The 26,391-nt window shown below is 67.0% G+C and carries 26 protein-coding genes and 1 tRNA gene; 12 read left to right on the top strand and 15 right to left on the bottom strand.

Annotation, left to right across the window (positions count from 1 at the left end):
* Nucleotides 1–1,008: 1,008 nt before the first annotated feature.
* Together HNO80_RS11675 and HNO80_RS11670 are read right to left on the bottom strand one after the other, a co-directional pair.
* On the bottom strand, nt 1,009–1,614 hold the full coding sequence (locus HNO80_RS11675) for a DNA-3-methyladenine glycosylase I (protein ID WP_175323022.1): 606 nt from the start codon (nt 1,612–1,614) through the stop codon (nt 1,009–1,011).
* 129 nt (nt 1,615–1,743) lie between these two features.
* Nucleotides 1,744–1,998, bottom strand: coding sequence for a cell division protein CrgA (locus HNO80_RS11670; protein ID WP_175323021.1), 255 nt, complete (start codon nt 1,996–1,998; stop codon nt 1,744–1,746).
* 180 nt (nt 1,999–2,178) lie between these two features.
* Here HNO80_RS11670 and HNO80_RS11665 point away from each other — a divergent pair, with 180 nt between their 5' ends.
* From HNO80_RS11665 to HNO80_RS11655, 3 genes are read left to right on the top strand one after another with little or no spacing between them, the layout of a single operon-like run.
* Nucleotides 2,179–2,994, top strand: a complete 816-nt coding sequence (locus HNO80_RS11665) for a class E sortase (protein ID WP_175323079.1) — start codon at nt 2,179–2,181, stop codon at nt 2,992–2,994.
* 3 nt (nt 2,995–2,997) lie between these two features.
* A complete protein-coding gene (locus HNO80_RS11660) occupies nt 2,998–3,153 on the top strand; it encodes a hypothetical protein (RefSeq protein ID WP_175323020.1) in 156 nt (51 codons plus the stop codon).
* A gap of 11 nt (nt 3,154–3,164) precedes the next feature.
* Nucleotides 3,165–3,806, top strand: coding sequence for an anthranilate synthase component II (locus HNO80_RS11655; RefSeq protein WP_175323019.1), 642 nt, complete (start codon nt 3,165–3,167; stop codon nt 3,804–3,806).
* A 13-nt stretch (nt 3,807–3,819) separates the two neighbouring features.
* On the opposite strand, the gene pknB is transcribed toward HNO80_RS11655, so the two are convergent.
* From pknB to HNO80_RS11620, 7 genes are read right to left on the bottom strand one after another with little or no spacing between them, the layout of a single operon-like run.
* On the bottom strand, nt 3,820–5,799 hold the full coding sequence (gene pknB / locus HNO80_RS11650) for a Stk1 family PASTA domain-containing Ser/Thr kinase (RefSeq protein WP_175323018.1): 1,980 nt from the start codon (nt 5,797–5,799) through the stop codon (nt 3,820–3,822).
* Between the two features lie 6 nt (nt 5,800–5,805).
* Nucleotides 5,806–7,629, bottom strand: coding sequence for a protein kinase domain-containing protein (locus tag HNO80_RS11645; RefSeq protein ID WP_175323017.1), 1,824 nt, complete (start codon nt 7,627–7,629; stop codon nt 5,806–5,808).
* A complete protein-coding gene (locus tag HNO80_RS11640; RefSeq protein ID WP_175323016.1) occupies nt 7,626–9,083 on the bottom strand; it encodes a peptidoglycan D,D-transpeptidase FtsI family protein in 1,458 nt (485 codons plus the stop codon). The genes HNO80_RS11645 and HNO80_RS11640 overlap by 4 nt, the downstream gene beginning before the upstream one ends.
* Nucleotides 9,080–10,537 carry an FtsW/RodA/SpoVE family cell cycle protein gene (locus HNO80_RS11635; protein WP_175323015.1) on the bottom strand — a complete coding sequence of 486 codons (1,458 nt, stop codon included), beginning with the start codon at nt 10,535–10,537 and terminating at the stop codon, nt 9,080–9,082. The genes HNO80_RS11640 and HNO80_RS11635 overlap by 4 nt, the downstream gene beginning before the upstream one ends.
* Nucleotides 10,534–12,213, bottom strand: coding sequence for a PP2C family protein-serine/threonine phosphatase (locus HNO80_RS11630; RefSeq protein WP_502707847.1), 1,680 nt, complete (start codon nt 12,211–12,213; stop codon nt 10,534–10,536). Before HNO80_RS11630 ends, HNO80_RS11635 begins: the two co-directional genes overlap by 4 nt.
* 2 nt (nt 12,214–12,215) lie before the next feature.
* Nucleotides 12,216–12,698 (bottom strand): FHA domain-containing protein FhaB/FipA, encoded by a 483-nt coding sequence (locus HNO80_RS11625; protein ID WP_175323014.1) that lies wholly within the window; start codon nt 12,696–12,698, stop codon nt 12,216–12,218.
* On the bottom strand, nt 12,695–13,438 hold the full coding sequence (locus HNO80_RS11620; protein WP_175323013.1) for an FHA domain-containing protein: 744 nt from the start codon (nt 13,436–13,438) through the stop codon (nt 12,695–12,697). The genes HNO80_RS11625 and HNO80_RS11620 overlap by 4 nt, the downstream gene beginning before the upstream one ends.
* A gap of 386 nt (nt 13,439–13,824) precedes the next feature.
* On the opposite strand from HNO80_RS11620, the gene HNO80_RS11615 reads away from it, so the two are divergent.
* Both HNO80_RS11615 and HNO80_RS11610 read left to right on the top strand, forming a co-directional pair.
* A tRNA-Leu gene (locus tag HNO80_RS11615) sits at nt 13,825–13,907 on the top strand.
* 244 nt (nt 13,908–14,151) lie between these two features.
* Nucleotides 14,152–16,131, top strand: coding sequence for an APC family permease (locus tag HNO80_RS11610; RefSeq protein WP_175323012.1), 1,980 nt, complete (start codon nt 14,152–14,154; stop codon nt 16,129–16,131).
* Between the two features lie 82 nt (nt 16,132–16,213).
* Here the strand turns inward: HNO80_RS11610 and HNO80_RS11605 are convergent, their stop codons facing one another.
* Nucleotides 16,214–16,903 (bottom strand): TetR/AcrR family transcriptional regulator, encoded by a 690-nt coding sequence (locus HNO80_RS11605; RefSeq protein ID WP_175323011.1) that lies wholly within the window; start codon nt 16,901–16,903, stop codon nt 16,214–16,216.
* A gap of 156 nt (nt 16,904–17,059) precedes the next feature.
* Here HNO80_RS11605 and HNO80_RS11600 point away from each other — a divergent pair, with 156 nt between their 5' ends.
* The 4 genes from HNO80_RS11600 to HNO80_RS11585 all read left to right on the top strand — a co-directional run bounded on the left by HNO80_RS11600 (nt 17,060) and on the right by HNO80_RS11585 (nt 21,608).
* Nucleotides 17,060–18,484: a flavin monoamine oxidase family protein gene (locus tag HNO80_RS11600; protein ID WP_175323010.1), complete on the top strand. Its 1,425-nt coding sequence runs from the start codon at nt 17,060–17,062 to the stop codon at nt 18,482–18,484.
* Nucleotides 18,485–18,554: 70 nt separating this feature from the next.
* Nucleotides 18,555–19,469 carry a universal stress protein gene (locus tag HNO80_RS11595; RefSeq protein ID WP_175323009.1) on the top strand — a complete coding sequence of 305 codons (915 nt, stop codon included), beginning with the start codon at nt 18,555–18,557 and terminating at the stop codon, nt 19,467–19,469.
* Complete coding sequence (locus HNO80_RS11590; protein WP_175323008.1) at nt 19,466–20,995, top strand: APC family permease; 1,530 nt, start codon at nt 19,466–19,468, stop codon at nt 20,993–20,995. The genes HNO80_RS11595 and HNO80_RS11590 overlap by 4 nt, the downstream gene beginning before the upstream one ends.
* Nucleotides 20,996–21,125: 130 nt before the next feature.
* Entirely contained in the window at nt 21,126–21,608 is a 483-nt protein-coding gene (locus HNO80_RS11585) for a pyridoxamine 5'-phosphate oxidase family protein (protein WP_175323007.1), read from the top strand.
* 36 nt (nt 21,609–21,644) lie between these two features.
* Here the strand turns inward: HNO80_RS11585 and HNO80_RS11580 are convergent, their stop codons facing one another.
* A complete protein-coding gene (locus HNO80_RS11580) occupies nt 21,645–22,283 on the bottom strand; it encodes an NADPH-dependent F420 reductase (RefSeq protein WP_175323006.1) in 639 nt (212 codons plus the stop codon).
* The gene (locus HNO80_RS11575) at nt 22,280–22,897 is read right to left on the bottom strand and encodes a hypothetical protein (RefSeq protein WP_175323005.1); all 618 of its coding nucleotides are present in this window, start codon (nt 22,895–22,897) and stop codon (nt 22,280–22,282) included. The genes HNO80_RS11580 and HNO80_RS11575 overlap by 4 nt, the downstream gene beginning before the upstream one ends.
* A gap of 123 nt (nt 22,898–23,020) precedes the next feature.
* On the opposite strand from HNO80_RS11575, the gene HNO80_RS11570 reads away from it, so the two are divergent.
* Complete coding sequence (locus HNO80_RS11570) at nt 23,021–23,398, top strand: VOC family protein (protein WP_175323004.1); 378 nt, start codon at nt 23,021–23,023, stop codon at nt 23,396–23,398.
* Nucleotides 23,399–23,419: 21 nt separating this feature from the next.
* On the opposite strand, the gene HNO80_RS11565 is transcribed toward HNO80_RS11570, so the two are convergent.
* Nucleotides 23,420–23,824, bottom strand: coding sequence for a DUF5997 family protein (locus HNO80_RS11565; protein WP_138767873.1), 405 nt, complete (start codon nt 23,822–23,824; stop codon nt 23,420–23,422).
* 111 nt (nt 23,825–23,935) lie between these two features.
* Here HNO80_RS11565 and HNO80_RS11560 point away from each other — a divergent pair, with 111 nt between their 5' ends.
* Nucleotides 23,936–24,673 carry a LysR family substrate-binding domain-containing protein gene (locus tag HNO80_RS11560; RefSeq protein ID WP_175323003.1) on the top strand — a complete coding sequence of 246 codons (738 nt, stop codon included), beginning with the start codon at nt 23,936–23,938 and terminating at the stop codon, nt 24,671–24,673.
* A gap of 21 nt (nt 24,674–24,694) precedes the next feature.
* Here the strand turns inward: HNO80_RS11560 and HNO80_RS11555 are convergent, their stop codons facing one another.
* Nucleotides 24,695–25,030 carry a hypothetical protein gene (locus HNO80_RS11555; RefSeq protein ID WP_175323002.1) on the bottom strand — a complete coding sequence of 112 codons (336 nt, stop codon included), beginning with the start codon at nt 25,028–25,030 and terminating at the stop codon, nt 24,695–24,697.
* Between the two features lie 130 nt (nt 25,031–25,160).
* Between HNO80_RS11555 and HNO80_RS11550 the strand changes: the two genes are divergently transcribed.
* Nucleotides 25,161–25,682, top strand: coding sequence for a hypothetical protein (locus tag HNO80_RS11550; protein WP_175323001.1), 522 nt, complete (start codon nt 25,161–25,163; stop codon nt 25,680–25,682).
* Nucleotides 25,683–25,704: 22 nt separating this feature from the next.
* Here the strand turns inward: HNO80_RS11550 and HNO80_RS11545 are convergent, their stop codons facing one another.
* A complete protein-coding gene (locus HNO80_RS11545) occupies nt 25,705–26,391 on the bottom strand; it encodes a GntR family transcriptional regulator (RefSeq protein WP_175323000.1) in 687 nt (228 codons plus the stop codon).

Raw genomic sequence — 26,391 nt, 5'->3', positions numbered from 1 at the left:
CCTTCCGCCGCGCCCGGTTTCCGCTACGGCTGCGCGTTTCCGCTACGGGTCCGGACGGACGCGGCCCCGGTCCGGGATGCGCTGGTCCGAAACCGTTGCGCTTTTCCGGACCCCCTGCACCCTGTGCCACGCGCGCCGTCTTCGCCGTCTCTGGGGAACTTTTCCACAGGGGTTATCCACATTGTTGGTAACTTACATGCCTGTAGTTCAGCCCGCGATGCCGGATCTGACCGCCACAGCTGGCAAATCCCGCGCAACTCACCCGCCACTCTCCACACCTGTGGATAACTCTCTGGGGATCGCCTGTGGTTAAGTGGACAACCTTCGGCTCGACGACGCGTCACTCGCGGACTCTGCGTGCGGACCCGCCATCGCCGTCATCCCAGGCGGACCTCCTCCCCGCGACCGGTCCCTGCTCCCGCCGGCAGCCGTCGGGGCCGGAAACACCCTTCCAGGCCCTCCCAGCCCTGCGCGCCATTCGGGGCTAAGCGACGGCGATCGCGGCACGGGGTTCTATTTATCTGATTTATAGGCCGTTATTCACAGGGTTGTTCACATTGTTAATAACTTGATCCTCTGAGTTTCGTCGAGGGAAACGCGCCATTTCGGGCTTTCCCGTGGCCACCGGGCGATGTCCAGCACCCACTTATCCCCACCTGTGGATAAGTTGTGGGTAGTGGCCTGTTGTTAAGTGGACAAGTATCCGGACCCGCACCCGACGCACACCCGACGCACACCGAGGAGAGCCGAGAGGCAGGGCGGCCGGCCACGGAATGGGCCGAAGGCGGCCACGTCGGCTCCAACTGCAGTTATCCACAGACAATCCACATTGTTAATAACTTACAGATCTGTAATTCCGCCGGCGGATCGAGTCTCTATCCCTTGATTTGGGTGCGAGGGCGCGCCAACCCGGACCGTTTTGACCGGGCCGCCATCCGCGCGGTCTATCAACATGATGTGGATAACTTTGAGCTTCTTGTGCACAGCTGTGGACCCAGTGGGCCGCGACTAGCGGAGCCAGACGCCCGAGGTGCCGCGCCGGTGGCTGTCGAGCAGATGGGTGTCGACCATTCCGATGGCCTCCATCAGGGCGTACATCGTGGTGGGGCCGACAAACACGAAGCCGCGCTTGCGCAGGGCCTTGGACAGCGCGACCGACTCCGGCGAGCTCGTGGGGATTTCGGCCAAGGCCGTGGGCTCCGGGGTGCTGTCGGGCCGGAAACCCCAGACAAAGTCCACCAGCCCGCCGTCGCCCCTGAGGTCCACGGTGGCTTGGGCATTGGTGATCGTTGCCCGGATCTTGAGCCGGTTGCGGACAATGCCGGCGTCCTGAAGCAGGCGCTCGACGTCGTCCTCGGTAAAGGCGGCCACCGTCTCAGGGTGGAAGTCGGCGAACGCGGCGCGGAAGGCGGGGCGCTTGCGGAGGATCGTCGCCCAGGACAGGCCGGCCTGGAACGCCTCGAGGCTGATCCGTTCGTAGAGCCCCTGTTCGTCCCGGACCGGGAGCCCCCACTCGCTGTCGTAGTACTCGCGCAGGAGCGGGTCTGTGGCCGCCCAGGCCGGCCGAGCCAATCCATCGTCGCCGATGATGCAGCCACTGACGTCGGGGGTCATCTGGAATCCTTTGCTGGAGAGTTTGCCTTCCAGCATTATCGCCCGCCCAGCCGACGCTAACGGAGCGGGCTTAACGCAGCAGGCCGGCACACTCGGTGTGCCGGCCTGCTGGGAAGGGGGATGCGGGGTTCAGGAACGCCAACGCGTGGTCATCAGGAAGCCCACGATGGCGATGCCGAATCCGGCGACGATATTCCACGACGCCCAGTCCCGGACCGGGAGGGTGCCTTCGCTGATGTAGAAGGTGATGATCCACAGCAGTCCGATGATCATCAGGCCGAACATCACCGGCTTGAACCAGACGGGGTTGGGCTTGTAGGCCTGCGTCGCAGAAGTCTGCTGCGCGACGCTGGCAGTCCTCTTTCGCGGCTTCGACTCGGGCACGGGTCCTCCTTGGCGGGCTGGATGAGGAGCGGGTACCTCGGCTTGATATCCTGCAAGAAAAGGAACAGCCGGCGGTCAACGCGCTCTTGGTGGAGTTTGAAATCCTAATCGCAGCCAATTCTAGCTGTAGTTAAGGCCACACCCCGCCCGCTGCGAACGCCCAAAGGAGAGCCCACGGTGCTGCAGGAGAAGGCGGAATCCCTGGCCGCGCCTGCGCGGGGCGGCGGCGGAGTTCCGCGGAGCGCGGTGTCCCGCGCCCTTCAAGTTGCCGGTGAGTTGCTCCTGACCGCCGGCGTGGTCCTGCTGCTGTTCGTGGCTTGGCAGCTTTGGTGGACCAACCTCGACGCCGATGCCCGGCAACGCGAGGTCGTCAAGGACTTCGCGCGGGACCTAAGCGGCCCGGGCACCCCCCGGCCCAATGGCGCGAGCACCCGCGTGGTCGTTTCCGCTGGCCCTGGTTCCGCCGGTCCGGGTCCAGCCCCTGTCGCTTCCGAGCCGGCACCCGGCGCTACGATCGGCGTCGTGTACGTGCCGCGTTTCGGCGCCGGGTACATGCGGCCCGTCGTGCAGGGAACCACACCCGAGGTACTGGACTCGCTGGGGCTCGGACACTACGACGGCACCGCGATGCCCGGCGCGGCGGGAAACTTTGCGCTGGCCGGGCACCGACAGACCCATGGCGCCGTCCTGGACAATATCGACTCCTTGATCCCGGGCGACAGGATCTACGTGCAGACCCGGGAGGGCTACTACGTCTACCGCTTCCGCAACAGCGAGATCGTTCTGCCCTCCGCCACGGACGTCCTGTTGCCTGTCCCGGCCCAGCCCTCGGCCACCCCGACGGAAAGCTACCTCACCATGACCAGCTGCAACCCGCGCTTCGGTTCGCAGGAGCGGATCATCGCCTACTCCCTGCTGGAGCGCTGGCAGCCCGCCTCCGCGGGGCCGCCGGCCGAAATAGCAGCCCAGGTGGCCCGCACCCTCGGGGAGGATTAGGCGATGTACGGATGGATTTTCAGCAGGCTTCCCGGACCGTTGTGGCTGCGTATTGTCACGTCGCTGGTATTGCTGGGCGGCGTGCTGGTATTGATGGTTCAGTTCCTATTTCCCTGGATGGCGCAATTCAGCCCGTTCACTGATTCGACGATTGGCTAAGCAAGGCACCCATGAGCACAACCAAGATCCTGGTCGTAGACAACTACGACAGCTTTGTCTACACCCTGGTCGGCTACCTCCAGGAGCTCGGCGCGGAGACCACCGTGGTCCGCAACGACGACGTGACGCTTGCCGAGGCGATCGAGATGGCCGAAGCCCGCGACGGCGTCCTGGTCTCGCCCGGACCCGGTGCGCCGGCCGACGCAGGTGTCTGCATCGAGCTGATCAAGTGGTGCGGCAGCCACAACAAGCCTATGCTGGGCGTCTGCCTCGGACATCAGGCGCTGGCGGAGGCCTACGGCGGGCGCGTTACGCACGCCCCCGAACTGATGCACGGCAAGACCTCGCTCGTCGAACACCATGGGGCCAGCGTCTTCAGCGGCCTCCCGTCGCCCTTCACGGCGACGCGGTACCACTCCCTCGCCGCCGTGCGGGAAAGCATCCCGGAGGTCCTGGAGATCACCGCTGAGACGGCTACCGGCGTCGTGATGGGACTGCAGCATCGCTCGGCACCGCTCTGCGGCGTCCAGTTCCACCCCGAGTCGGTGCTCACCGAGGGCGGCTACCTGATGCTGGGGAACTGGCTTGAATCACTGGGCATGGCAGGGGCGGCGGCGCGGGCCGCGGCACTGAGCCCGCTCATCCAGCACTGACCCTGGCGCGGCGCTAGGCGCCGGGGCCCAGCAGCTTGCCGACGCCTTCCGTGACGTCCGTCTGGGTCGGCGAAGGGGTGGGCGAAGGGGACGGCGTCGGCGGGGGCGGCGGGGCCTTTGCCACGGTTACGGTAATCGCCTTGCCCTGCTCGACGGCGGCCTGCGCGGCATCGCTTTGCGCCGTCACCTTGCCCGGCTGGACCTGCGTGTTTTCGACTTCCTTGATGATGGCGAGGAGGCCGACTTTCTTCAGTGCAGCCTGAGCCTCCGCCTTCGGGAGGCCGATGAGCTGCGGCACCGCCACCTTGCCGGTGGATACGATGATTTCCACCGTGCTGTCCACGGCCACGGTCTGGGCCGGTGCCGGGTTGGTCGTAATGACGATGCCCGCCGGCACATTGGGGCTGTTGTCCAGGGTGGTTTTCGGGGCACCGGTCAGCCCCGTCCGGCGCAGCTCGTCCCGGGCATCCGCCTCGGTCCGGCCGGGAAGGTCCGCGGGGATGGTGATCACACTGGGGCCTTCGGAGATATTGAGGGTGATCTCGGAATTGTTTTCCAGCGAGCTCCCGGCCGTGGGCACGGTGCCGACGGCGATGCCCTTGGGGATGGTCTCGTGCTGGATGCGCTTCAACTGGGGCTTGAGCCCGGCGTTGTAGAGCTTTTGCAGCGCCTCGGATTCGGTCAGTGATGTCACCGCGGGGACGTCGACCTTGGCTATGGGCGCAGGCTGCTGGTTGACCATGTTGTAGAGCCACAGGCCGCCTCCGGCCAGTACCAGCAGCGTGAAGATCAGCAGCGTTGCAGTCCACATCCGGCGGCGGGACTTTTGCCTAGGGGTGGGTTCGCGTTCGGCCGGAAGGCTCAGCTCGAGACTGTCGGTGTCGGGGTGACCGGGCGAGGCCGAGCCGGACTGGGCGGGTGCCTCGTCCTCGACGGGGGTCTGTTGCGGCGTGATGCGGCCGGAAGGAGCGTCATCGAGGAACTTGGCCCCGGTCAAGGCGAAGGCGGCCGTGGGCGGCGCCTGCTCCGCGCCCGCGACCGTGTTGTTCGGGTCTGTCGGCGCCTCACTGGTCGGCAGGGCCGGCACGGCGACGCCGCTGCGAGCCGCCCGGAGCGCGCGCCGGAAAGCAGCCGCGTCCTGGAACCGGTCGGCCCGGTTCTTTTGCAGGGCCTTGGCCAGCACGCTGTCCAGCGCCGCGGAAACGTCAGGGTTTAGGCTGCTGGCCGGTTCCGGAATCTCACGCACATGCTGGTAAGCGACGGAGACCGGGCTGTCGCCGACGAACGGCGGGCGTCCGGTCAGCATCTCGTAGAGCAGGCAGCCGGCCGAGTACAGGTCGCTGCGCGCGTCGACAGTTTCGCCGCGTGCCTGCTCCGGGGAAAGGTACTGCGCCGTTCCCACCACGGCCTGCGTCTGCGTCATGGTCGCAGAGGAGTCGGCCATGGCGCGGGCAATCCCGAAGTCCATCACCTTCACGCTGTTCGAGTCCGGGCAGAACATGACGTTGGCCGGTTTGATGTCGCGGTGCACGATTCCGGCCTTGTGGCTGTAATCGAGGGCGGACAGCACTCCGAGCGAAAAGTCGACGGCCTGGTCGATCGTGACTTCCTTGGCCCTGATCAGGTCGCGGATGGTCTTGCCCGAGACGTACTCCATCACGATGTACGGCACGCGCATGTTGTCGTCGGGACCACCGGGGACGGCATGGTCCCCGGTGTCGAAGACCGCAACGATGGAGGGATGATTCAACGCCGCGACGGCCTGCGCCTCACGCTTGAACCGGGCCTGAAACTGCGGGTCCCTCGCCAGGTCCGGGCGGAGCAGCTTGATGGCCACGGTCCGTCCCAGCCGGGTATCAATCCCGCGGAACACGTCCGCCATCCCACCGCGGCCAATCAGCTCACCCAGCTCATAGCGCCCGCTGAGGACGCGCTGGGCCGACGCCGGGCTGCTGTCCTCCCGGTGCGATGGAGTGCGGGGTGAAGTGGACACGGATGCCTACTTGGTGGTGCTGACGCTCGGCGAGGGAGAGTCCGAGGCGGGCGCCGGCGCGCTGGCAAGGTGGTAGGTGACCACGGAACCGGCGGGGACCTGCTCGCCCGATCCCGGTTCGGAGCTCACAAAGGTGCCCTCGTCCTGGGTGCCGTCGCCCTCGACCGGAGCGCCCTTCTGCCAACGCAGCCCGGCCCCCTCGATCGCGCGCTGGACGGCGGCCTCGCTGGCCCCCGTTTCCAGCGTCGGAACGGTGACCTTCTCCGGTCCCTTGGAGTAGCTGACCGTGATGGTTTCGCCCGGCTGCACGGGGCCGGAAGGATCGATATCGATCACCGTGTCGGGAGCGGAGGGGTCTGCGACGGGGTTGCCCTTGACCTGCAGGCCCAGCCCGTTCAGTTCCGCCCGGACGTCGTTGTAGGGGCGGCCCTTGTAGGCATCCGGAATCAGGTTGATGGCGGCCGGCGTCGACTCGGTGGGCGTGGCCGAGCTGCTGGAGGGGCTGGGGCTGGGGCTGTTGGAGGTCGGCGCGGCGCTTGTCGTACTGACCTTGGCGCTTGAGCTCGTGGCGGCCGGGGACGAGGGGAACAGGATCCCGGCCTGCGAGAGGACCACTCCCACCAAGGCAAACAGAACCAGCAGGATCAGGGCGATCAGCGGCCAGGTCCAAGGGCTGCGGCCCTTCCGCCGTGGCTCTTCCTCTTCCGGTTCGTAGCCGTCATAGTCCTCTTCCTCCGGGACCCAAGTGCGTTCCGCGGCCAGCGCATCCGCGCGGGACAGGGCACTGCGTGCGCCGTGTCCGCTTGCCGCGGCGGCCCCGGCCGCCAGCCCGGCTGCGGCACCCGCGCCGGCGGCGCCGATCACCGGCAGCGCCGACGTCGACTTGTCCTCAGCCGCGCTGGCGCCGATGACACCCGTCGCTGCGGTGGGGACATTCACCGGTGCGGTAATGGGGCCGGTGGCTGCTTCGAAGAGCAGCATGCCCGGAACGGCCGCGTGCGCGGCCGCGATGTCGCCGTTGCGGATGGCATCGGACGCTTCGGCCAGCTTGATCGCATCGGCCGGGCGATTCTTGGGATCCTTGGCCAGCATCGACATCAGGAGCGCGCGGACCGGCCTGGGCAGGCTGTCCGGCAACGGCGGCGGGGCGTCGTTGACCTGGGCCAGCGCAATCGCAATCTGGGATTCGCCGGAGAACGGACGGTGCCCCGTGAGGCATTCGTAGCCGATCACGCCGAGCGAGTAGATGTCGGAGGCGCCGGTCGCGGTCTGCCCGGTGGCCTGTTCCGGGGCGAGGTACTGGGCCGTGCCCATCACCTGGCCCGTCTGCGTCAGCGGAACCTGGTCGGCCAGCCGCGCGATGCCGAAGTCGGTGACCTTGACCCGGCCGTCCGGGGTGATGAGCAGGTTGCCTGGTTTGATGTCGCGGTGCACCAGGCCCTGGGCGTGGGCGACGGACAAGGCCCGTGCCGTCTGGGAGATCATCGACAGGGTGCGGTCCGGTGAGAGCACCTGCTCATGCTCGATGATGCTGCTCAGCGGCTGTCCGGGAACGAGTTCCATGACGAGGTAGGCGGAGCCTTCTTCCTCGCCGTAGTCAAAGACGTTGGCGATGCCCACGTGGTTCAGCAGGGCGGTGTGCCGCGCTTCGGCCCGGAAACGCTGCAGGAAACCCGGATCGCCGGTGTATTCCTCCTTGAGGACCTTGATCGCGACGATCCGGCCAAGGATCAGGTCCTTGGCCTTCCAGACTTCTCCCATGCCGCCGATCGCAATGCGTGTGGTCAGCTGGAATCTGCCGCCGAGGGTGATTCCCGATGTAGGCCTCACTTATTCAACACCGCCTCAAAAATCTTCTTCGCGTTCGGACTGGTTAGATTTGCGCCGGTGGTGATGTCCACGCCTTGCATGACAATCGTGACGGCCACTTGCGGGTCATTCGCCGGGGCGAACCCGGTAAACCATGAATTGTTCAGGCCCGTGCCGAGCTCGGCAGTGCCGGTCTTGCCTGCCACCTCGACGTCGGGCACCGCGGCTCCGCGGGCGATGCCTTCGCTGACCACGCTGGTCATCCACTCGGTGATCTGGCGGGCAATTTCCGGACTCGTGGAGGTCCGGAGTGCCTCGGGCTTGGGCTCATTGAGGATCCGCAGATCGGGGGACCGCAGGGCCTTGATCAGGTTGGGCTTCATCTGGACGCCGCCGTTCGCAATGGCCGCGGTCATCATGTTGATCTGCAGCGGCGTGGCACGGACATCGCGCTGGCCGATGGCCGACTGCGCCAGTCCTGCGTCGTCCAGCGGCTCGCTCGGGAAAGTACTCTTTGCCATCTCGAGCTTTAGCTGGTCGCCGAAGTCCTGCCCGAAGCCGAACTTGGCGGCCTGTTCTTCGATTGCCTTCTGGCCCAGGTCGATGGCGATGCTGGCGAACGGGGTATTGCAGGACTGCTGCAGGGCGAAGGCGAACGAGGCCTTGTCCCGGGTGTAGCAATTGCCGCCGGCGTAGTTCGGCAGCTTGTACTGGATCCCCGGGAACGGCATCTCGGCCGGGTTGGGCAGCACGCTGTCCTTGTTGTACTTGCCGGAACCCAGGGCCGCCGCCGTGTCGATGATCTTGAAAACGGAACCCGGAGCCAGCAGCGCGCCGGTGGGACCGCTCACGGACTGGTTCAGGTTGATGCCCGGGATCTTGTTCAGCTTGGTGATGTTCGCCGCTTCGGCGTCGGAATCCTGGGTGGCCACCAGATTGGGGTCATACGAGGGCTTGGACACCATGGCCAGGATCGCGCCGGTCTTCGGGTTGGACACCACGATCGATCCGCGCTGGCCCTCCGGAATCAGGTCATAGGCAAGCTTCTGGATTTTCGGGTCCAGGGTCAGCTCGACTGAGGCGCCCTTGGGCTGGTTGCCGAGGAACAGCTGGCCGACCCGGTCCAGGAACAACTGGTCCGAGCTGCCGGCGAGCTGTTCGTTCATGGCCAGTTCCATACCCGTCAGGCCGTAGTTCTTCGAAAAATAGCCGGTGATGCCGGCGTAGAGCTCCGGCTGCGTGTAGCTGCGCTGGAACTGGCAGCTCTCGCTGCCCGCCACGGACTGCGCCACCGGCTTGCCGCCGACGATGATGGCGCCGCGGTCGTTGCAGTAGTTCTGCAGCAGGGTGCGCTTGTTCCACGCGTTGGCTTTGAGTTCATCGGCGCCCACCACCTGGACATAGCTGAGCGCACCGAAGATCAGCGCGAACATCGCGATCGCGGCGATCCAGGAGTTGCGAATGGCCTGGTTCACGGGAGTTTCACCGCCTCGGTTGGAGCGTCTGGACTGGTGCTGGCGCCGCGGGCCGGTGCCGTGGCAGGCTTCGGCGGCATGGCCGGAGTGTCTTTCTTCAGCTCAGGATCCTGGCCCGGCGGGAGAGGCGTGGTGTCCACCGGCCCGCGTGCGGTGTGCGAGATCATCAGCAGCAGGCCAACGATGATCCAGTTCGCCAGCAGGGAGGAGCCGCCGGCCGCCAGGAAAGGCGTCGTCAATCCGGTCAGCGGGATCAGGCGCGTGACGCCGCCGATTACCACGAAGCACTGCAGGGCGATGGCGAAGGACAATCCGGTGGCGAGCAGTTTGCCGAACGCGTCCCGGGTTCCGAGCGCGGCGCGGAAGCCGCGGGTGAAGAGCAGTAGATACATCAGCACGATCGCAAAGACGCCGATCAGCCCAAGTTCCTCACCGAAGGAGGCGACGATCATGTCGCTGTTGGCGAACGGGACGAGGTTGGGGCGGCCCTGGCCCAGGCCGGTGCCGACGAGGCCGCCGTTGGCCATGCCGAAGAGCCCTTCGACGATCTGCCTGCTGCCGCCGAACTCGCGGTCGTAGACCTCGGGCGTGAAGGCGTTGAGCCAGCCGTCGATCCGGAGGGCCACGTGCGAGAAGACCTTGGACGCCACGAAGCCGCCGCCCACCATCAGGACGACGCCAATGATCACCCAGCTGATCCGGCTGGTGGCGACGTAGATCATCACCAGGAACAGCCCGAAGAACAGGATCGAGGTGCCGAGGTCGCGCTGGAAGATCAGCACGCCGATGCTGACCAGCCACGCGGTGATCATGGGGCCCATGTCCTTGAACCGGGGGAACTGCACGGGGCCGATCTTGCGGCCGGCCAGCAGGATGAGGTCCCGGTTGGAGGAGAGGTAGCCGGCGAAGAAGATAGCGAGTGTGATCTTCGCGATTTCGCCGGGCTGGAAGGTCATGGATCCGAGTTTGATCCAGACGCTGGCGCCCAGCACTTCGCCGGCGGAGATGCCCGGGACCAGCGGCAGGATCAGTAGCACCGCGCTGACTGCGAGGGAGATGTACGTGAAGCGGCGCAGGAGCCGATGGTCTTTGAGGACGAAAATGACCGTGATGGCCACGGCCATTGCCACGAGGGTCCAACGCAACTGGTTGTTTCCGGTGTCTTCCCCGACGCGGTCGAGGCGGTGGATCATCGCCAGTCCGAGGCCGTTCAGGGCCACCACCAGCGGAAGTATTACCGGATCGGCATATTTAGCGCGGAGCCGCAGCACCACGTGGAAAGCCAGTGCTGCGGCCGCCAGGAGGCCGGACTGGAACCAGAAATCGGTGTCGAAGGCCTTCTGCCGGTCGACGCCGACGAGGGCATTGGCACCGATCCCCACCGCGAGGGCAAGGACCAGCAGCACCAGTTCGGCGTTGCGGCGCGGCTTGGGCGTGGGATCGATCGGCGTCATTTGCCCCCCTCGCAGTAACTCGGCGTCGGCGTCGGGGTGGCCGATTTGGAACCGGCGGCCGCGCCGGAAGTGGCCCGCCCGGTCGCGCTAGCCGAGGGGCTCGCGCTCGGGGTGGGGGAGGGCGTCAGGCACTCGTCGGCCGGCGCCGTCGTGCCGGTGCGCTCAAGGTTCTTGACGATCCTTTGCGCGTCGTACAGGTCTCGCGCGGGAACGGTCTGGCGTACACGCTGCTGCGAGAACTCTGGCAGGTCAGACATCCGGATATCGGTCACCGTCTCGAGGGTGGAAAGTGGAATGGGGCCCAAACGCTGGGATACCCCGTTGAAAATGGCAACTCGCTGATCGTGCTCACCGATGTAGTACCGGGTCTGCGTCCAGGCGTAGCCAAGCCAGAGGCCGATGCCCAGCACTGCCACGATCGCCGCGGCGATGGAGATTGTCAGCCAGGGCCGGCGCCTGACCGGCGGTTTGTACTCGTCGGCTTCTTCCTTGTCCGGCTCCGCCTTGTGCGTCAACACCGTTGCGGCCCGGCGGGCCACCGTGCGGCCGGCGATGGAGGGGATGGAGCCGGAGGCCGCGGCGGAGGCCGCCGCGCCTACGAGTTCATGGGGACGGGTTGAGAGTTCCTCACGCAGGACTTCGGCGGACAGGTGTTCGCCGAGGTGCGGATCGGTGGCGGGCTGTGGTTCCTTAGCTGGGCTGGCGGCCTCCTCCGGAGTTTTGCCTGACGTGCCGGCCGATTTGTCGTCTTTGGCGCTCTCGGAAGCCTTGCCGGCATAGGTGCTGCCGGGGCTGCCGGCTGGTGGTGCGGCCGGCGGTGCGGTGCTCGATGCCAGCGCTGTCGCGGTGACGGTTGCCGGGACGACCTGGACGGCGGCGGTGTTCACGTCGTCGGGCGTCTGTTCCGCGATGTCCACCAGGACGACTGTCACGTTGTCCGGGGAGCCGGCCTCCAGGGTGAGGTCAACGAGCCTTTCGGTGCACTCGCGCAGGCTCTTGGTTTCCCGGACGGTGCGCTCAACGACGTGGCCAGCAACGTAGTTCAGCCCGTCGGAGCAGAGCAGCCAGCGTTCCCCGGGCTCGACGTCGAGGACGTCCAGATCAAGTTCCGGGCTGGCGTCGACGTCGCCGAGGACACGCATGAGCACGTTCTTGTGCGGGTGGGTCTCGGCCTCTTCCGGGCGCAGCCGGCCCTCGTCGATGAGCCGCTGGACGAAGGTGTGGTCCACGCTGACCTGCTCGAACTTGCCGTTGCGCAGCCGGTAGGCGCGCGAATCGCCGATGTGCGCGAAGTGGAGCTTTCCCCCGGCCAGCAGCAGGGCAGTCACGGTGGTCCCCATGCCGGCCAGTTTCGGGTTCATGTGGACCAGCTCGGAGAGGAGCGAATTGGCGGTCTGAATCTCATCAGCCAGGACGGTGTCGGCCTCGCCGGCCTCCGCGTCGTAGTCATCGCGGTCCAGATGGATCATGTCCAGTACGGTGGCGGCGGATGCCACGTCACCGCCGGCGTGCCCGCCCATGCCGTCCGCGACGACGGCGAGGTGGCGGCCGACGTAGGCGGAGTCGTCGTTTTTCGCGCGCACGCGGCCGACGTCGGAGCGTGCGGCGTAGCGCATGATTAGCGGCCGCTTCGGGGCAGTTGCTGCCTTGTCTGCGGGGGATTCGGGGGCAGCCACGGCTACGGCCTCAATTCAATGACCGTCTTGCCGATTCTCACGGGGACACCCAGCTCCACCGGAAGCGCCCGGGTCAGCTGTTGATCTGCCAGATACGTGCCGTTGGTGGAACCGAGGTCCTCGATGAACCAGCGGCTGCCCTGCGGGAACAGACGTGCGTGCCGGCCGGAGGCGTAGTCGTCCTCCAGGACCAGGGTGGCTTCCTGTGCCCGGCCGAGCAGGATGGGGCTCGCCGCCAGCGGAAGGGTGGTGCCCTTCAGCGGGCCTTCGGTGACGACGAGCTGGCGGGCCTGCTGCTTCACCGGGACCGGGGCAGGTTCGGCCAGTGCAGGGTTCCGGCGGACCTGCCGTGCCGTGGGGGAGCCGGCGGCGGCTTTGCGGCCGATCATGAGGTCGCGGCGCATGGCTGAGACGATGCTGAAGATGAGGACCCAGAGAAGGATCAGGAAACCAAAGCGCAAGGCGGTAATCGTCAGTTCACTCACGGGCGGCCGCCCGGGTTGGCGGGCATCAGGCGGAAAATGATTTTGGTCCGTCCCATCGTGATCGTGGAGCCGTCGGTGAGTTCCGAACTGCCCACCACTTTGTGGCCGTCCACGTAGCTGCCGTTCGTTGAGCCCAGGTCGATGGCCTGCGCTGCGCCCTGACCCGTGCGGATTTCCAGGTGTCGGCGTGAGACTCCCGTGTCGTCGATCAGGATGTCCGCTTCGGAGGAGCGGCCCAGGACCACCGAGGGTGCATTCAGCGAATACCGCTGGCCGTCGATGTCCAGCACCGGCTGGAGGCGGCCGGGCTGCCGGGTCGGGGCTGCGGGCATGGTGCCCTGGCCGCCGGGCTGGGCGGGGGCTCCACCGGTCTTTTCGGTCCGGGACGTGATTTCAAAATCGCCGGCCCGGCGGTCCTCGTCGCGGCGGAAACTGATCCGCACCGGACCCTGGAGGGTGTATCCCTGGCTGCGGACGTGGTTGATGACAACGTCGCACAGTTCTTCGGCGAGCGGTGTCCCCCATTCCTGGGCCCGCTGGAAATCTTCGCCGCTGAGCAGGACATCGAAAACGTTGGGTGCAAGGGTGCGTCCCGCGGCGACGGTGAGGGCCTTGTTGTCCACTTCGCGGCGGAGGTGGCTGGCGATCTCGACCGGCTCGACCTGGGCGCGGGAACCGGTGGAGAAGACTCCGCGGACGGCCTTTTCGATGCCGCGCTCGACTTTGTCCAGCAAGCCCATGGTCCTTCTCCTTTCCTGGCAGCTGCGGGGCAGCGTTTGTTCCGGAACTCGGTTTCCAACATTCGCGGGAGTCCGCCGTAACCGGGCACTCCTACATCAGATACTACTGGGCAAGGCTGGGAATGGCCTTAATGCGGCCCGCCGCTGCGGCCGGGAAATTTGCGCCTGACCGGCCCTGACGTGCGCGGATATCCGGGAGCTTGCAGTGGGCGTGCAGGTACCGCGGGGTAATGGGCAGGCGGGTTCCGGGTGCCTTCGTTGTGGCCGTGTGGCGCCCCCGGAGCCCCGATTGGTGTTTTCCCGCAGTTGTCCGTTATGCTTGATCTCGCTGCTTTTACGAGGTTGCTGGTCCGGATTCCGGGCCTCTACCGGGTGAAAGAAGTTGCGCGCGAGTGGCGGAACGGCAGACGCGCTGGCTTCAGGTGCCAGTGTCCGAAAGGGCGTGGGGGTTCAAATCCCCCCTCGCGCACGCAAATGAAAGAACCCCGGTCTTCGGACCGGGGTTCTTTTTGTTTTGCCCACGCAGCTTCGATCGGCGCCCCGCGGAACTACCGGGGTCTGACAAATGCTCGCGTAGTCCCGGCGCGCGTTGCCGGGTCGGTACTGCCGCCCGAACCCGACAGCCGGACGCGGGGATGGCCACTACAATTGGCCGGTTCCTGTGCCTCGATCCGGGCCCGGCCCACGAAGCCGGCCACCGACAGAAAGATCCCATGACGACCACCTCTGACCACGCCGTTCCGGCTCAAGTTGACCTGAAGCAGGACGCCGCACCGGACCGCAAGCCGCTGGTCCGCTGGCTGCTCGCCAACCAGGTCGCGCCCGCAGGCCCCGAAGCCGAGGAAGACCACCGGCCCAACGCCTGGTGGAAAGTCATGTGCCTGACCGGGGTGGACTACTTCTCCACCCTGTCCTACCTTCCCGGCATCGCGGCCCTGGCCGCCGGTGCCCTGTCGCCGCTGGCCACCCTGCTGATTGTGGCCCTGACGCTGCTGGGCATGCTGCCGATGTACCGCCGAGTCGCGCAGGAGAGTCCCCACGGCCAGGGATCGGTAGCCATGCTGGAGAAACTGCTGCCGTTCTGGCGGGGCAAGTTCTTCGTCCTGCTTCTGCTCGGGTTCGTCGCTACGTCGTGGATCATCACCATCACGCTCTCCGGCGCCGATGCCACCGTGCACCTGCTGGAAAATCCGATGATCCCGGAAGGACTCAAGGGCAGCGCCGTGATCATCACGGTGATCCTGCTGCTGATCCTGGGCGGGGTGTTCCTGCTCGGCTTCAACGAGGCCGTCGGCGTCGCCATCCCGCTCGTGGCCGTCTACCTGCTGCTGAACGCCGCCGTCGTCGCCGCCGGATTCGGGAATGTCTTCTCCGACCCGTCCCTGATTGCCGGCTGGACCGATCGGCTGCTGGCCAGCGCCGGCGGCGGACCGATGGACCTGATCGGCCCGGCCGTCATCGCCTTCCCGCTGCTGGTGCTCGGGCTCTCCGGGTTCGAGACGGGCGTCTCCATGATGCCGCTGATCAAGGCAGCCGGGGACACCCCTGAGGAGATCGCAGCTTCACGGGTCAGGAACACCCGCAAGCTGCTCACCACCGCGGCGCTGATCATGAGCGTCTATCTGATGTCCACCAGCTTCCTCACCACGGTCATGATCCCGGCCAATGAGTTCCAGGACGGCGGACAGGCCAACGGCCGCGCCCTCGCGTTCCTCGCCCACGAGCTGTTCGGCGCCGGGTTCGGTACCGTCTACGACATTTCCAGCGCCCTGATCCTTTGGTTCGCCGGTGCCTCCGCCATGGCCGGGCTCATTAACATCGTGCCCCGCTACCTGCCCGCCTACGGCATGGCACCGGAATGGGGCCGCGCCGTCCGCCCGGTGGTAATTGTCTACACGCTGCTGAGCATCGGCATCACCATCGCTTTCAAGGCCGACGTCAACGCCCAAGCCGGCGCCTACGCCACGGGCATCCTCGCCATGATGGTCTCCGGCGCGGTCGCCGTGACCGTCTCGGCCATCCGCAGAAAAAGCCGCGCCGGAACCGTCGGCTTCGGCGCGCTGACCCTGGTCCTGCTGTACGCCCTGGGGGCCAACGTCATCGAAAAGCCCGACGGCATCGCGATCTCGGCGTTCTTCATCGCCGGCATCATCGTCGTTTCCTTGATCTCCAGGGTGAAGCGCACCACCGAACTGCGGCTTGAAACCATCGAATTCGACGAAGCAGCCCGGCAGTTCATCACCGACTCGATCGCCTTCGACGGGCAGCTGAACGTCATCGCTAACAAGCGCCAGGCCGGCGACGAGGCCGAGTACGCCGACAAGGAGTACGAACAGCGCGGCCTGAACCCGGTCCCCGGCCCGGCGGACGTGGTTTTCCTGGAGGTTGAGATTTCCGACCCCTCGGCGTTCAGCCACACGCTCAGGGTCGAAGGCGTCGAGGTGGGCGGGTATCGCGTCCTGCGGGTGAAGTCCCCGGCGGTGCCCAACGCGATTGCCGCAGTCCTGCTGGCCATGCGCGACTCGACCGGCACCAAACCCCAGTGCTATTTCGAATGGTCAGAAGGAAGCCCGGTGGCCCACCTCATGCGGTACCTGTTCCTGGGCGAGGGGGACACGGCCCCGCTGGTGCGTGAAATCCTCCGCGAGGTCGAACACGATCCGGCCCGCCGACCCGGCATCCACGTCGGCTGACACCGCCCAGGAACAGCAAAGACGCCAACAGCCCCGCCAGCACCCTCCCGGCGGGGCTGTTGGCGTCTTTTGGTCCAGCTCCCTACCTCCGCAGCGCCCCGAAGCCCGCGATCAGCGCCTCAAGCCCGAGGCCGAAGGCCACGTCCGCCTGGTTCGCGTAGCCTTGCTCGCCCAGGCTGGCGACGGCGGCGGAGAAGTTTGGCGTCGCGGCCGCCAGGCTGCCGGAATCAAAGATGTCCGCCGGAGCCGTCACGTCGTAGGCGGAACCGAAAATGAAGGACTCCAGGGCCACGATTGCCGAGATGATGCGCTCCTGCGGGAACCCCGCCCGGCGGAACCCCGCGCTGACGGCCTCGTACATGGCGAGTGTCTTCGGAGCATCGGCCACCGGAAGCACCGCGATAACCGGGATCAGCGGGGTGTGCCGCGAGAAGACGTCGCGGTAGCTCCAGGCCCAATCCCGCACCGCCTGTTCCCAGGGCTCGGTCTCGAAGGCCGACACGTCCACGAATGACGTCAGGTGGTCCTGGATGAGGACCAGCACCTCCCGTTTTGAGGACACGTGGTTGTACAGGGCCGACGGCGCCACGTTCAGCAAGCGGGCCAGGGCTGCCATGGTGAAGCCGTCGTAGCCGCTTTTACGCACCAGTTGCAGGCCGGCGGCGGTGATGCCGTCCTGGTCGAGGACGGCCGAGGGGGGCCTGCCCACCCGGCGGCGCGGTTTGGCGTCGGGGCGGTGCGGATCCGCGGTGGCGCTTTTGGCTGCCGGCATTCCGGGCCTTTCTACTGGGCTGTCCCAAGGATTATTCCACTGGATGCGATCTTGCGCCGGGGTCTTCCCTCTTTCCAACGGTACCGCTATAGTCGTCCTAAATGAATGGCATTCATTTAGTGGCTCGCATCACTCCGCGGCCACAGAGAGGACATCATGCTGGAACTTGATCGCGACGTCGTCATCGTTGGAGCCGGGCCGGCGGGCCTGACCGCAGCACGGGAGCTGCAGAAGGCCGGCCTGAGCGTTGCCGTGCTGGAAGCCCGCGACCGGGTGGGCGGCCGGACCTGGACGGACACCATTGACGGCGCCATGCTGGAGATCGGCGGCCAGTGGGTCTCGCCGGACCAGACGGCGCTGCTCGAGCTCCTCGATGAGCTCGGCCTGAAGACCTACGACCGCTACCGTGAGGGCCAGTCCGTCTACATCGGTGCCGACGGCAAGCGCACCCTGTACACCGGTGACTCCTTCCCGGTCAGTGACTCCACTGCCGCCGAGATGGACAAGCTGACCGCTCTGCTGGACTCGCTCGCCGCGGAAATCGGCGCCACCGAGCCGTGGGCGCACCCCAAGGCCCGTGAACTGGACACTATCTCCTTCCACCACTGGCTGCGCCAGAACTCCTCCGATGAGGAAGCCTGCAACAACATCGGCCTTTTCATTGCCGGCGGCATGCTGACCAAGCCCGCGCACGCTTTCTCCGCCCTGCAGGCCGTCCTGATGGCGGCTTCGGCGGGTTCCTTCACCCACCTCACCGATGAGGACTTCATCCTGGACAAGCGCGTCGTCGGCGGCATGCAGCAGGTCTCGCTGCTGCAGGCGGCGGAACTGGGCGACGACGTCGTCCTCTCCAGCCCGGTGCGCACGATCAACTGGGAGGTTGGCACAGCCGGAAGCACAGCCGGAAACACAGCCGGCGAAAACACAGCCGGGCAGCGGGTCACCGTGGTGTCGGACCGCGCCACCGTGAACGCCCGCTTCGTGGTCATGGCCGTGCCGCCGAACCTCTACTCCCGGGTCTCCTACAACCCGCCGCTGCCCCGCCGCCAGCACCAGATGCACCAGCACCAGTCCCTCGGCCTGGTCATCAAGGTGCACGCCGTCTACAGCACCCCGTTCTGGCGCGCGGATGGACTGTCCGGCACCTGCTTCGGGGCTGACGCGCTGGTCCAGGAGGTTTACGACAACACCAACCACGAGGACCCCCGCGGCACCCTCGTGGGCTTTGTCTCGGACGAAAAGGCCGACGCCATGTTCGAACTCAGCGCGGCGGAGCGACGCCGCGCCATCCTTGAGTCGATCGCCGGCTTCCTGGGCGAGAAGGCCCTCGAGCCGGAGGTCTACTACGAGTCCGACTGGGGCTCGGAGGAATGGACCCGCGGTGCGTACGCCGCCAGCTACGACCTGGGCGGCCTGCACCGCTACGGCAGGGACCAGCACGCGCCGGTGGGCCCGATCTACTGGGCTTCCTCCGACCTCGCCGCCGAGGGGTACCAGCATGTGGACGGCGCAGTGCGGATGGGGCGCCGGATAGCCGCCCGGATCACCGCCGCTGCCGACCGCACGCCGGCCGCCCGCTAGCCCCCGAAAAGCACGTCCCTTCAACCCCTATCCCAGAAGCCCTAACAACAAGATCAGAGAGGTCGGCCAGATGCGTTACGTAGTGGGGTATTCCGCCAATGCCAGAGGCCGTGATGCCGTCAATCTGGCCGTCTCCCTGGCCCGCGGCCGTGGCGCGAGCCTGGACCTGGTGGTGGCCATCCCGGACGCCGGACCGTTCAACGCGGCCCACGCGCCCGCCGCGGGCTATGACAGCTACCTGCACCAGCAGGCGGGGGAATGGCTCGACGAAGCCCTCGCCCTCATCCCGGCGGACGTCCCCGCCAAGGCCCATGTGCGCAGCGGGGAATCCGACGCGCAGACCCTCATCGAGGCCTGCGACGAGTTCCAGGCAGACATGCTTATCATCGGGGCCACCAGCAGCGGGCTGTTCAAGCGCTTCACCGTCGGCTCCGTGGCCAGCGCACTGCTGCACGCTGCGACGGTGCCGGTGGCGCTGGCTCCGCACGGCTACCACCGCCGGGACGCGCTTACCCGTGTCAGCTGCGGGCTCGGCAGCCGTGCCGGCGCTGAGAAGCTGCTGGATTTCGCCGTCTCCATGGCGGTGAACCGGGAGGTGCCGTTGCGTGTCGTGTCGCTGCTGACCCTGGATGCGGGCGACTCGGACGAGGCGGCAGATGCCGCCCGCGAGTACGCCAACAAGCACCTCGCGGCAGCCCTGCCGGCCGATTCGTCGGGCGCCGCGCCAGCCGCGAAGGCCGACGTCGTGGTGGCCCAAGGCCGCAGCGTCGAAGAGGCCGTGGACCGGCTGGACTGGGAAGACGGCGAGATCCTGCTGATCGGATCAAGCCGCCTCGCCCGGAGCCGGTCCATCTTCCTGGGCAGCACTGCCAACCGCATCCTGCGCGCCCTGCCGGTGCCGATGATCGTGGTCCCCAGCGACTACGAGCTCAAGCACCTGAACCAATCACCGTCGAGTGACACCTCCCGAGAGGCACAAGCATGAGCACTGAACACGCGACCGCCAAGGCCGCAGCACACAGCAAGCAGGACCACGGCCTGAGCGAGAAGGGGCTGAAGGCCGGATCGGTGGGGCTGATCGGCGCCGTCGTCATCGGCGTCTCCTGCATCGCGCCGGCCTACACCCTGACCGCCGCCCTGGGCCCGACGGTTTCCGAGGTCGGCGTCCACCTTCCGGCGATCTTCCTCGTGGGCTTCCTACCCATGCTGCTGGTGGCCTTCGGGTACCGCGAACTGAACAACGCCATGCCCGACGCCGGCACCTCGTTCACCTGGGCTTCGCGGGCTTTTGGCCCGTGGATCGGCTGGATGGGCGGCTGGGGGCTGATCGCGGCGACCATCATCGTGCTGTCCAACCTGGCCGCCGTCGCCGTGGACTTCTTCTACCTCATGCTCGCCCAGCTTTTCGGCAACCCGGAGCTGGCGGACCTGACCACCAACCTGCCGCTCAATATCGCCACCACGCTGGTCTTCATTGCCCTGGCATGCTGGATTTCCTACCGGGGCATGGAAACCACCAAGACCGTCCAGTACGTCCTGGTCGCCTTCCAGCTGCTCGTCCTGGGCTGGTTCGCCGTCGCGGCCTTCAGCCACGTGGCGAACGGCACGGCCTTTGACGCCACCGCCATCGCGCCGGACTGGTTCAACCCCTTCGCCGTCGAATCCTTCTCCGCCTTCGCGGCCGGTGTGTCGCTGTCCATCTTCATCTACTGGGGCTGGGACGTCACGCTGACCATGAACGAGGAGACCAGGAACCCGGAGAAGACCCCGGGCCGCGCGGCCACCGTGACGGTCCTGGTCATCGTTATCATCTACATGACCGTCGCGCTGTCCACCCTGGCCTTCGCCGGCGTCGGCACCGAGGGCCTCGGCGCCGGCAACCCGGAGAACCAGGGCAGTATCTTCGCCGTCCTCGCCGGACCCGTGATGGGCCCCTTCGCGATCCTGATGTCACTGGCCATCCTGAGCAGCTCGGCCGCATCGCTGCAGTCCACCTTCGTTTCCCCGGCCCGTACCCTCCTGTCCATGGGCCACTACAAGGCGCTGCCGCACAAATTCGGCAAGATCAGCCCCAGCTACAAGTCCCCGAGCTACGCCACCATTGCCTCGGCCGTGGCCGCCGCCGTGTTCTACGTCGTCACCCGGACCCTCTCCGAAAATGCGCTGTGGGACACCATCACGGCCCTCGGCATGATGATCTGCTTCTACTACGGCATCACCGCCCTGGCCTGCGTTTGGTTCTTCCGCGCCCAGGCCTTCAGCGGAGCGCACTCGTTCTTCTTCAAGTTCCTCGCTCCGCTGCTGGGCGGCGTCATCCTGCTGGTGATGTTCTTCAAGACCGCCTACGACTCGATGGACCCGGAGTACGGCTCCGGTTCATCCGTCGGCGGCCTGGGGCTGGTCTTCATCCTCGGGATGGGCGTCATCCTGCTGGGCGCGGTGCTCATGCTGATCATGGCCAAACTCCGCCCCGAGTTCTTCAAGGGACAGGTCCTGACCCGCGGCAACTGAGCCGGAATCCGGACAATCGAAGGTCTTCCTTCCGCCAGCCCTGTGTGTGCGCCTTGAAAAGTAAGCACACTTATCAATAGGCTGGCGGGAGGAGGACCTTCCTCCGTTGGATCAAGGACGAGGTGAGCGCATGTCGGACGCACAGGACATCAGCAAGGTGACGGACATCATTAACGATTCGCGGATCGGGATGTTCACCACTAGTAACGAGCAGGGCGCCCTCGTCAGCCGCCCGCTGGCCGTCCAGGACGTCCAAGACGACGGCGACATGTGGTTCTTCACCTCGGAGGGCACCTCGCAGGTGGCGCACATCAAGGCCAACCCCGCGGTCAATGTGTCCTTCGGCAAGGGCACCGAGTGGGTGTCGGTGGCCGGTACGGCGGAAGTGGTCACGGACCGGCAGGCCATCCGCGACCGGTGGAACCAGGCCGTCGAGGCGTGGTTCCCGGACGGGCCGGACACGCCCGAGGTGGTCCTGCTGCGCGTGGACTCCGATTCGGCCGAATACTGGACCAGCCCCGGCGGAACGGCCGCGACCGTGCTGCAGTGGGTGAAGTCGAAGGTCACCAACAGCCGGATGAGCGTCGGCGAGAGCGGTACGGTCGAACTCTAGGCCGGCCGGACCGGCGGCGCTGCTTGGCCGATCATCTCAGTCGATGATCTTGAGCGCCGTCCCCCAATTGAAGGACTCGTAAGCCGGATTCATTTGCAGGCCGATCACCAGCAACTGCATCCCCTCCAGTTCGCGGGCATGTCGTAGCGCCCCGACCTGGAGGGGCCGTAGTCCGGCCGCGGCGACGAAGGCCGCCACCTCATTGCGGGCCGCCTCGGAGTCGGAGGCAATAAAGACGTCCAGCGCCATGCCCTTCGCGGAGCCCTCCGCCAGGGTGCCCGCGAACGTCGTGTTGAAGGCCTTCACCACCCTGGCTCCGGGCAGCAGCCGGGCGATCTCTTCCGCCGCCGAGGTGCCCGGCTCGACCACCAGCGAATCGCCGGTTTCCACGTTGACCGGGTTGCTGATCTCGACCACGGTCTTACCGCTGAGCGTGTCGCCGTAGTGGGTTGCGACTTCCTTGGCCGGTTCGAAGTGGAGGGCCAGGACCACGATGTCGCCCTCGGGAACATCGCCGAGGCCGCCGGACGTCGTGGTCGGACCCAGCTCCGCCGCGAGTTTGGCGGCGTTGTCCGGACTCCGATCCAGGACCTGGACGGACCGTCCCGCCGAGACCGCCCTGAGGCCGATAGCCCGGGCCATGTTGCCGCTGCCGATAATCGTGATGTCAGTCATCGTGCCCCTTCAGCGGAAACCTGCAGCGCGCCGGCGGCGCGCTCCGCCTCCGCCAGTGCCTGTTCCAGCCGGTCGACGGCGGTGCTGTAGCCGCCGGGCGCCTGGCCGTCCGGGCAGGCTCCGTGGCGCAGCCGCTCGGCCGCCTTCATCGCCTTCAGCATTGCGGCGGTTTCCGGCCGGGCCGGATCGCTCATGGCCGGGAAATCGATGCAGAATGCGGGATCCAATTCGTAGCGCTGCCACCGTGCGAGGGCCGCGCGGTGCCGGTCGGCCGCGGCTGCATCGGCGGCTGCGGCGCCCCGGGCGGTACGCCTTGCTTCCTGCCAGCGGAACAGCCTCGGCGTCCAGCGGTAACTGGCAGCCGCCGTCGTAACGGCCACGGCTGCGAGCATGAGCCCGGTCCACGGGGAAACCAGCGACGGCAGGAGTACAGCGGGGGCGACGATCGCGACCCCTGCGAAACCGTCCCAGAACACGGCGTCCGGCAGGCCGCCGTCGGACGCCCGGTGCTTTCGGACGAGGTAGACCGTGCCGGCCACTGCAGCCGCGACGAGGAGGGCAAGGGACGCGAACTGCCAGGCCCCCAGCGGAGCGGAGTCTGATAGTGACGGCATGGCGCACCTCCTGCGGAACCCGTCCCGGGCGGGCGCAGTTCCGCTGCTTCCATTGGAATCCATCCCGGGCAGGCCGTCAATGGCCGGTTCCCACCCCGTTCCCACCCGGGTAGCCTAGGGCCCATGCGACTGAAAATGTGCAGTATCCACGTCAAGGACCCGGCGGCCGCCCACGAGTTCTACACCGGAATTCTGGGCTTCGAAACGCTTATGGCGCTGCCCGAGCACAACCTGTACATCGTCAAGGATCCGGGCGATGGCGGATCGGTCGGGCTACTGCTGGAGCCCAGCGACAACCCCATCGGTGCCGCCTACATGAACGCCTGCCACGACGCCGGGCTGCCGGCGATCGTCTTCGGCGTGCCGGATGTACGAGCCGAGTATGAGCGGCTCGCCGCCAAAGGCGTGATCTTCCAGGCCGAACCCTCGGAAGGCCCCGGCGGCACGAGCGTGGTGCTCGACGACGGCTGCGGGAACTACGTCCAGCTGCACCAGGACTAGGCGCCGGGCCCCGCCGGAAGGCTACTCGGCCTTGGCGCGGGCCTTCTTGGCGTCCTTCTTGGCAGCCTCGTCCTTGACGCGCTGGGCTTCGGCGCGGACCGCGGCGTGGGTGGCGCGCTCGGCGACCAGCCAGGCCGGGGGAGCCTGCAGCAGCGCGGTGATTTCCGCCGTCGTCAGCGCCTCCTCGACGCCGCCGCGGGCGAGGCCGCTGATGGAGACGTTGAGTTTCTGGGCGACGACGGGGCGCGGGTGCGGACCGGTGCGGCGCAGTTCGGCGAGCCACTCCGGCGGATTGGCCTGGAGTTCGGCGAAATCAGCGCGAGTGATAACCGAATCCTGGAACTCCTGGGGTGTCGCGGGCAGGTAGATGCCAAGCTTCTTGGCAACGGTGGCCGGCTTCATGGACTGGGAGTTTGCAGAGGTCATGCTTCAAGGGTATCCGGCGACCAGCCCGCAGGGCACCAAAACAGCACCAAAGCAGTACCTAGCGGCCGCCGGGGCGGGAGCATCCTGCGGCACTGACGGTACTGTGAACCTGTGCCCGCAGAAGAAGAAACAGCCCAGCCCCACGACGAATCGGTACCCGAGAGCCGGGGACTGCGGTTCGCGTACGTTGCCGGCGTGACCCCCGGAAAATGGATCCGACGCTGGGAAGAGCGGATGCCCGACGTCCCGCTGCACTCCTTCATGTCCGACGACGGCGCCCAGCTCGCGGTGCTGCGCGACGGCTCGGCGGACCTGAGCTTCGTCCGCCTCCCGGTGGAGCGCGAGGGCTTGAGCGTCATCCCGCTCTACGAGGAACAACCCGTGGTGGTGGCGCCCAAGGGCCATGAAATCTCCGTGTTCGAAGACGTCGCGCTGGCGGACCTGGCCGCCGAGACGTTCCTCGATGTGGCGGCCTTGGGCGGACCCGAACAGGCGCTGCAGGTGGTGGCCACCGGGGCCGGGCTGGCCATCCTGCCGATGTCCGTGGCCCGGCACTTCAACGTCAAGGACACGGTGGCCCGGAAGCTTACCGGCGCGCCAACGACCGAGATCGCCCTGGCGTGGCCCAGCGATTCAACGGATGCGGTGATCGAGGAGTTCGTCGGAATCGTCCGCGGCCGCACTGCGGCCAGCTCCCGGCAGCCCTCGGCCCAGCAGGAGAAGCCCAAGCGCGAGCCGAAGCCGGACCGGCGCGGGCCCGCAGTCAAGAAACCCAAGGTGGCGCAACGGTACGCGCCGAACCCGGACAAGGGCCGCGGCAAGGGATCCCGGAAAAAGGGAAAGCGCTAGCCGCCGACCAGATGCTGCGGGCTACTTGGCGCAGGCGTCCTGCAGGGCCTTGACCGAATCCGCCGGCACCTTGTCGCCGGAGTCCGCGATCTGCTTCAGCGGAGTGGTGATCTCCGCCGGCACCCCGGCGCTCTGGGCACCGGCTACCAGGCCGCCCAATGCCTTCTTGTCCTGGACGCTGACCAGGCCGTCCGCCACGAGGGAACAGGCCTGCCTCTTGATCTCGCTGCCGGCTGCGGTGGCGACCTGGGACGCGCCGTCGTTGACGGCTTTTTCCGCTGCCTGCTGTACCTGGCCGCAGCCGGAAAGCACGATCATGAGTGATGCGGCGGACAGGGCGGCGAGGCGTCGATTCATCCCGCCAGCCTAGCAAGAATGCTGCGCCCGGCGGGGCCGCGCCCGGCAATCTGCAGGGTCTTCCGGTGCACCCGGGACGGGCGTAATCTGTGCGCACTTGCAGGACAGACAGTTCATGGAGGTGGGCACAATGTCGGACAAAAAGCAGGTGCTGGGGGTCGGTGCAGGAGACCTGCAAAGCGCGGTCTCACGGGAGTCCGCACGCATCATGCGGGAGGCCAAGGGCGACCGGCTGAAGGCAAGCAAGATCATCCTGGCCAGGCTCCAGGAGATGGGGTTCATCACCGACGCGGAGGTTCCGGTACTGGGCCGTATCTGCGAGGAAGGATTTGCCGCCAGCTCCGGGAAGAAGGAGGCGTCCGCGGCCTACCACGAGGTCCGGAAGGCATACGACAAATTGCTCCTGGATCCGGGGGCCAGCCCGGTGGCACTGGCCTTCGCCTCAGCCTCGGCCGGCTCTTACGTGGCCGTGGACGACTCGGAAGGCGGTGGCAGCACCGGCGTCGTCTACAAAAAATCCGGCGGAAACTGGCAGGAGACACTGGCCGGGGCGGGAGCCGCGATCGGCGGCATCCTCGGCGGACCTGCCGGGGCAGGATTGGGCACCATCATCGGAGGCGTGACCGGCAAAATCGTGGACGAGTGCCTCTGAGTCCCGCCAGCCCGGAACCGGCCTACTCCCCGTGGACGGCGCTCTGCTTCTGTTCCGAGCGGTCGAGGTAGGCCAGCAGGAGTTCCGCAGCGCGGTCAGGTTCGCCGGCTTCCAGTGCGGCGCAAATCTGCTCGTTATCGTCCAGGTAGCTGCGGTAGAAGTGCGCGTCCACGGTGGCTTTGTGGAAGAACAGCCGCATCTCGGCGAGGACCTGCGACATGATCGTGTCCAGTCGGCGACTGCCGACCAGCGCCACGATCGCCCGGTGGAAGTGCTGGTTGGCGGTGCCCAGGGCCTCCTCGTCGTCGGCGGCCGCAGCGGCCTTGCCTTCCTCGACCGCGGCACGGACCGCGGCCACCCGCTCCGGGGTGCCCCCGCCGCGCAGGGCCGCGACCTCGACGGCGCGCCGCACCGTGTACACATCGTGGATGTCGCCGGGAGCCAGGCTGGCCACGAACACTCCGCGGTTGGGCTGCCGGACCACCAGGCGCTCCGCGGCCAGTTCGGCGAAAGCCTCGCGCACGGTGTTGCGGGAGACGCCGAGGTCTTCGGCAATCGTCGACTCGGTCAGCCGGGTGCCCGGCAGCAGCACTCCGTCGGCCAGCTGCTGGCGGAGTTCGGCCGCGACCCGGTCCGCCACGGAGGGGACGGCGATGCGCAGCCGCGCCGCGGCCGCCAGGGCGCGGGGGCCGGCGTCGGAAGTCGTCAT

This window comes from Arthrobacter sp. C9C5 (assembly GCF_013359735.1).
Taxonomy (GTDB): Bacteria; Actinomycetota; Actinomycetes; order Actinomycetales; family Micrococcaceae; genus Arthrobacter.
This window is presented reverse-complemented; position numbering and strand designations above follow the sequence as displayed.

Bases quoted from the DNA above. Each gene is read 5' to 3' on its own strand.
- HNO80_RS11550 (WP_175323001.1), top strand. From the start codon at position 25,161: ATGTCGGACAAAAAGCAGGTGCTGGGGGTCGGTGCAGGAGACCTGCAA.
- HNO80_RS11595 (WP_175323009.1), top strand. From the start codon at position 18,555: ATGCGTTACGTAGTGGGGTATTCCGCCAATGCCAGAGGCCGTGATGCC.
- HNO80_RS11655 (WP_175323019.1), top strand. From the start codon at position 3,165: ATGAGCACAACCAAGATCCTGGTCGTAGACAACTACGACAGCTTTGTC.
- HNO80_RS11590 (WP_175323008.1), top strand. From the start codon at position 19,466: ATGAGCACTGAACACGCGACCGCCAAGGCCGCAGCACACAGCAAGCAG.
- HNO80_RS11570 (WP_175323004.1), top strand. From the start codon at position 23,021: ATGCGACTGAAAATGTGCAGTATCCACGTCAAGGACCCGGCGGCCGCC.
- HNO80_RS11600 (WP_175323010.1), top strand. From the start codon at position 17,060: ATGCTGGAACTTGATCGCGACGTCGTCATCGTTGGAGCCGGGCCGGCG.
- HNO80_RS11555 (WP_175323002.1), bottom strand. From the start codon at position 25,030: ATGAATCGACGCCTCGCCGCCCTGTCCGCCGCATCACTCATGATCGTG.
- HNO80_RS11660 (WP_175323020.1), top strand. From the start codon at position 2,998: ATGTACGGATGGATTTTCAGCAGGCTTCCCGGACCGTTGTGGCTGCGT.
- HNO80_RS11545 (WP_175323000.1), bottom strand. From the start codon at position 26,391: ATGACGACTTCCGACGCCGGCCCCCGCGCCCTGGCGGCCGCGGCGCGG.
- HNO80_RS11565 (WP_138767873.1), bottom strand. From the start codon at position 23,824: ATGACCTCTGCAAACTCCCAGTCCATGAAGCCGGCCACCGTTGCCAAG.
- HNO80_RS11620 (WP_175323013.1), bottom strand. From the start codon at position 13,438: ATGGGCTTGCTGGACAAAGTCGAGCGCGGCATCGAAAAGGCCGTCCGC.
- HNO80_RS11580 (WP_175323006.1), bottom strand. From the start codon at position 22,283: ATGACTGACATCACGATTATCGGCAGCGGCAACATGGCCCGGGCTATC.
- HNO80_RS11585 (WP_175323007.1), top strand. From the start codon at position 21,126: ATGTCGGACGCACAGGACATCAGCAAGGTGACGGACATCATTAACGAT.
- HNO80_RS11610 (WP_175323012.1), top strand. From the start codon at position 14,152: ATGACGACCACCTCTGACCACGCCGTTCCGGCTCAAGTTGACCTGAAG.
- HNO80_RS11605 (WP_175323011.1), bottom strand. From the start codon at position 16,903: ATGCCGGCAGCCAAAAGCGCCACCGCGGATCCGCACCGCCCCGACGCC.
- HNO80_RS11635 (WP_175323015.1), bottom strand. From the start codon at position 10,537: ATGACGCCGATCGATCCCACGCCCAAGCCGCGCCGCAACGCCGAACTG.
- HNO80_RS11575 (WP_175323005.1), bottom strand. From the start codon at position 22,897: ATGCCGTCACTATCAGACTCCGCTCCGCTGGGGGCCTGGCAGTTCGCG.
- HNO80_RS11675 (WP_175323022.1), bottom strand. From the start codon at position 1,614: ATGACCCCCGACGTCAGTGGCTGCATCATCGGCGACGATGGATTGGCT.